At 69.2% G+C, this 5310-nt stretch carries 4 protein-coding genes and 1 pseudogene; 4 read left to right on the top strand and 1 reads right to left on the bottom strand.

Translation table 11 applies throughout. The features are described 5' to 3' along the window. A partial coding sequence (fsa, locus tag Q0996_RS14435) for a fructose-6-phosphate aldolase (RefSeq protein ID WP_299620966.1) occupies window positions 1-531 on the bottom strand: 531 nt, incomplete at its 3' end. 112 nt (window positions 532-643) lie between these two features. Between fsa and Q0996_RS14430 the strand changes: the two genes are divergently transcribed. The 4 genes and pseudogenes from Q0996_RS14430 to Q0996_RS14415 form a co-directional block, all read left to right on the top strand. Then, complete coding sequence (locus Q0996_RS14430; protein WP_299620964.1) at window positions 644-2962, top strand: primosomal protein N'; 2319 nt, start codon at window positions 644-646, stop codon at window positions 2960-2962. 132 nt (window positions 2963-3094) lie between these two features. Next, window positions 3095-3580: a VOC family protein gene (locus Q0996_RS14425; protein WP_299620962.1), complete on the top strand. Its 486-nt coding sequence runs from the start codon at window positions 3095-3097 to the stop codon at window positions 3578-3580. A gap of 217 nt (window positions 3581-3797) precedes the next feature. Further along, window positions 3798-4358 carry a F0F1 ATP synthase subunit delta gene (locus Q0996_RS14420; protein ID WP_299620960.1) on the top strand — a complete coding sequence of 187 codons (561 nt, stop codon included), beginning with the start codon at window positions 3798-3800 and terminating at the stop codon, window positions 4356-4358. Then, window positions 4358-5310, top strand: a pseudogene (locus tag Q0996_RS14415) (F0F1 ATP synthase subunit alpha); the annotation flags it as partial. The gene Q0996_RS14420 and the pseudogene Q0996_RS14415, both read left to right, overlap by 1 nt.

The raw sequence follows: 5310 nt of genomic DNA, 5'->3' as shown, positions 1-5310 counted from the left end.
CTTGGCCGCTTCGATGACATGGCCGGAATTGCGCACCGAGGCCACCAGCACCTCTGTCGTGAAGTCGGGATAGGCATCGTAGATCTGCACGATCTCGGCGATCAGTTCCAGACCGTCGGCGCCGATGTCGTCGAGCCGGCCAACGAAGGGCGAGATGTAGGTCGCCCCGGCCTTGGCCGCCAGGATCGCCTGGGCCGCCGAGAAGCAGAGGGTCACGTTCACCTTGGTGCCTTCGTCCGACAGGGTCTTGCAGGCCTTCAGGCCGTCCACGGTCAGCGGTGCCTTGACGACGATGTTCGGCGCCACGGCGGCCAGGGTCCGCCCCTCGCTCACCATGGCCTCGAAATCGACGGCGGTCACCTCGGCGCTGACCGGCCCCGGCACCACCTCGCAGATCTCCCGCAGGACGTCGAAGAAATCGCGGCCGGTCTTGGCGACCAGGGAGGGGTTCGTGGTGATCCCGTCCACCAGGCCGGTGGCCGCTAGATCGCGTATCTCCGCCACGTCGGCAGTATCGATGAAGAACTTCATGCGTCCAGAGTGATCCTTCTCGTTGGCGGCCTTTCGACGGTCCCGTCCAGGGCCCTGCCCGATGCCCCTGGGCCAATAGCGCTGACCGGGGGCCTCGGTTAGAGTGTAGCCCATGCCCAAGCGCCTTGCCAGCACTGCCACCCTGCCGCTGGAGCAAGAACCCTTAACGCAGAGCAGCACATTGCGGCGGGCCGCCGTGCTGCTGCCGCTGCCCCTGGCGGGCGCCTACGACTACCGCTTCGCCGAGGAGATGGCCCTGGAGCCCGGCTCCGTCGTCTCCGTTCCCCTGGGCCAGCGCCAGGTCGTGGGGGCGGTCTGGGAATTCCTGCCTGAGGACGGCCGCGCCGAAGCCGGCGCCGGCCCGGCGTCCGCCAAGCCCCTGCGCCTGGAGAAACTGCGCCCGGTCGCCGAGGTCTTTCCGGTGCCGCCGCTGACGGCTGTCGCCCGCCGCTTCCTGGACTGGGTCGCCGACTACACCCTGGCGGCGCCGGGGTCGGTGCTGCGCATGGCGCTCAGCGCGCCGGCCGCCCTCGCCCCGCCCCGCGCCACCACGCTCTACCGGCGCAGTGCCGCGCCGCTGCCCGAGGGCTTTCGCATGACCCCGGCCCGCCGCCGTGTTCTGGATCTGCTCGACGAAGGACCGGCCCGTGCGCTCTCCGAGACCGCCGCCGCGGCGGGGGTCGGCCCCTCGGTGGTCAAGGGGCTGGCTGCCGCCGGGCTGGTGGAAGCGGTCAGCCTGCAGCGCGAACCAAGTTTCGACTCGCCGGACCCCGGCCGCCCCGGGCCGGCCCTCTCCGACCAGCAGGGCGAGGCGGCGGACCAGCTTCGCCAGGCGGTGGCGGCCGAGGCCTTCTCGGTGACGCTGTTGGACGGGGTCACCGGCTCCGGCAAGACCGAGGTCTACTTCGAGGCCATCGCCGCGGCCATCGCCGCCGGCCGCCAATCCCTGGTCCTGCTGCCGGAAATCGCCCTCTCCGCGCAGTGGCTGGAGCGCTTCGAGGCGCGCTTCGGGGTTGCCCCGGCGCTCTGGCATTCCGACCTCAGTTCCGCGCAGCGCCGTGCCACCTGGCGGGCCGTCGCCTTCGGCCGGGCGCCGGTGGTGGTCGGCGCGCGTTCGGCGCTGTTCCTGCCGTTTCCCGATCTGGGGCTGATCGTCGTCGACGAGGAGCACGATGCTGCCTTCAAGCAGGAGGACGGGGTCACCTACCATGCCCGCGACATGGCGGTGGTGCGCGCCCAACTCGGCGAAATTCCGGCGGTGCTGGTCTCGGCCACGCCGTCCCTGGAGAGCCTGAACAACGTGCGGGGCGGGCGCTACCGGCGCCTGGAACTGCCGCTGCGCCACGGCGGGGCCCAATTGCCGGCCGTCGAGCTGGTCGACCTGCGCCAGGACAAGCCGCCGCGCCTGCAAGGCCTCGGCCCCGGCGGGCCCCAAAGCGGTGCCCAGGCCTGGCTCTCGGGACGCCTGCGCGCGGCCATCGCCGAAACCCTGGCGGCGCAGGAACAGGGCCTGCTGTTCCTCAACCGCCGCGGCTACGCGCCGCTCACCCTCTGCCGCGCCTGTGGTCACCGCCTGCAATGCCCCAACTGCACCGCCTGGCTGGTAGAGCACCGCCTGGCCGGGCGCCTGCAGTGCCATCACTGCGGCTTCGCCAGCCGCCTGCCCAAGGCCTGCCCGGACTGCGGCGCCGAGGGCAGCATGGCGGCCTGCGGCCCGGGGGTCGAGCGGCTGGCGGAGGAGGCCCGGGCCCTCTTCCCCGAAGCGCGGCTGGCGATGATGACCAGCGACACCCTAACCGGCCCCGGGGCCGCGGCCGAGCTGGTCAGGGCGGTGCAGGCGCGCGACGTCGACCTGCTGATCGGCACCCAGATCGTCGCCAAGGGCCACCACTTCCCGCACCTCACCCTGGTGGGGGTTGTGGATGCCGACCTGGGGCTCTACGGCGGCGACCTGCGCGCCGCCGAGCGGACCTATCAGTTGCTCCACCAGGTCGCCGGCCGGGCCGGCCGGGCGGAGCGCGCCGGAAGGGTGCTGCTGCAGACCGGCGAGCCGGACCACCCGGTGATGCAGGCCCTGGCCGGCGGCGAACGCGACGCCTTTCTGGAAGCCGAGACGGAAGCCCGCAGGTCCGCCGGCCTGCCGCCCTTCGGCCGCCTGGCGGCCCTGGTGCTGTCGAGCCCCGATGCCCGGCAGGTCGACGGGCTGGCAGCGGCCCTGGCGCGGACCGCGCCACGTCAGGAGGGTGTCACCATTCTCGGCCCGGCCCCGGCGCCGCTGGCGGTCCTGAGGGGCCGGCACCGCCGGCGCTTTCTGATCAAAGCGTCCCGCGGCCTGCGCCTGCAAAGCCTGCTAAGCCATTGGCTTGCCGGCCACAAACTGCCGTCCAACCTGCGTCTCCAGGTGGACATCGATCCCTACAGCTTCTTGTAGGCGCCGGGCCGTCGGGCCCGATGCGTTCGCGAAATTGTCATCCTCCGTCTTCACAGCGCTGCGCTAGGATCGCGGGGCAAATCAAAGCGCCCCAGGCACAAGCGTTCGGGAGCCGAGATCCGGGAGGACAGCATGAGCGATGCACGCAACGGTCGGCCGGAGGGATTTCACAGCGTTACCCCGCATATGGTCGTGAAGGATGTCCCCGCGGCCATCGCGTTCTACGAGAAGGTCTTCGGCGCCAAGGAGGCCCTGCGCATGCCGACACCCGACGGGTCCGTCATCATGCATGCGGAGATCGAGATCGGCGATTCCCGCATCATGATGGGCGAGGAGATGCCGGATTGGGGCGCGCTGTCGCCGCTCAGCCTCGGCGGCACGCCCCTCAGCCTGCATCTCTATGTCGCCGACGTCGATGCGATCTACGCCGCCGCCCTGGCCGAAGGTGCGACCGGCAAGATGCCGCCGGCGGACATGTTCTGGGGCGATCGCTATGCCCAGGTCGTCGATCCCTTCGGACATTCCTGGGCTTTCGCTAAGCACCTTCGCGACCCCAGCCCGGAAGAGATAGAGGAAGGCATGAAGGCGGCCATGGCGGGACCGCCGGAACCCGCGTAAAACCTAATATTTGCGGCTGTTTCGCGCAGCCGTCCAGGTTTCTTGCAACGCCCTTTCACCTATGATACCAAACCGGCGCTCGTCGGCGGGCTCGCCGCCGTGTGCAAGGCCCGATGCGACCTTAAAATCGGTCAACACTGACCCATTTATGAGAGGTCTCAGACAACGGGTCAGCCGTGCGGGCACGGGGTAACAAGGACTTTCGAGGACATCGGGCTTGGCTGGTGACAACACGAGCTTGAGCGACCTGGCAGGGCGCTACGCCTCAGCGTTGCTCGACCTTGCCGACGATCGCAAGGCATTGGACGAGGTCGCGGCGGACCTAAAGGCCTTGCGCGCCTTGATCGACGAAAGCGCCGACCTGCGCCGGCTTCTGACGAGCCCGATCTATTCCCGCGCACAGCAGAGCAAGGCCATCGCCGCCATTCTGGAGAAGGCGGGGATCGGCGAACTCACTAAACGTTTCGTGCTGGTCGTGGCGGACAATCACCGCCTCTTCGCGCTGCCGGCGATGATCGAGGGCTACCTCGCGGAGCTGGCGCGCCGGCGCGGGGAGATCACCGCCGAGGTGACCTCCGCCCGCTCGCTTTCCGACGGCCAGCAGGCCGCGCTTCTGGATGCGCTGCGCGCGACGGTCGGCAGCAAGGTTCAACTCGACCTTCAGGTCGACCCGGCCCTGATCGGCGGCCTGGTGGTCAAGGTCGGCAGCCGCATGATCGACTCTTCGCTGCGCAGCAAACTGCAACGACTTCAACTCGCCATGAAAGGGGTCGGATGATGGACATCCGCGCCGCGGAAATCTCCGCCATTCTGAAAGACCAGATCGAAAACTTCGGCAACGAGGCGGATGTCGCCGAGGTCGGCCAGGTGCTCTCCGTCGGCGACGGCGTGGCCCGCATCTATGGCCTGGACAACGTCCAGGCCGGCGAGATGGTCGAATTCCCCGGCGGGATCAAGGGCATGGCCCTTAACCTGGAAGTCGACAACGTCGGCGTGGTGATCTTCGGCGAGGACCGGGGCATCAAGGAAGGCGACACGGTCAAGCGCACCGGCGAGATCGTCGACGTGCCGGTGGGCCGCGGCCTGCTGGGCCGCGTGGTCGACGCCCTGGGCAACCCCATCGACGGCAAGGGCCCGATCGAGGGCGCCGAGCGCCGCCGCGTCGACGTGAAGGCGCCGGGCATCATCCCGCGCAAGTCGGTGCAGGAGCCGATGCAGACCGGCTTGAAACCCATCGACGCGCTGATCCCCATCGGCCGCGGCCAGCGCGAGCTCATCATCGGCGACCGCCAGACCGGCAAGACCGCCATCGCGCTGGACACCATCATCAATCAGAAGCCCATCAACCAGGGCGACGACGAGTCCCGGAAGCTGCACTGCATCTATGTCGCCGTCGGGCAGAAGCGCTCCTCGGTGGCCAAGTTCGTGAAGATCCTGGAGGACTACGGCGCGCTGGAATACTCCATCGTGGTCTCCGCCACCGCCTCCGAGCCGGCGCCGCTGCAGTTCCTGGCGCCCTACACTGGCTGCACCATGGGCGAGTATTTCCGCGACAACGGCGCCCATGCCGTGATCATCTACGACGATCTCTCCAAACAGGCCGTGGCCTATCGCCAGATGTCGCTGCTGCTGCGCCGCACGCCGGGCCGCGAAGCCTATCCCGGCGTCGTCGCCCATCTTGGCGGCGCGCTCCAGCAGGCGGGAGTGCAGGTAGAAGACGTCGCCGGGAT

Source organism: Pelagibius sp., assembly GCF_028289705.1.
In the GTDB taxonomy this organism is placed as follows: Bacteria; Pseudomonadota; Alphaproteobacteria; order Kiloniellales; family Kiloniellaceae; genus Pelagibius.
The sequence above is the reverse complement of the archived record's forward strand: the minus strand, read 5'-3'. Positions and strand labels throughout refer to the sequence as shown.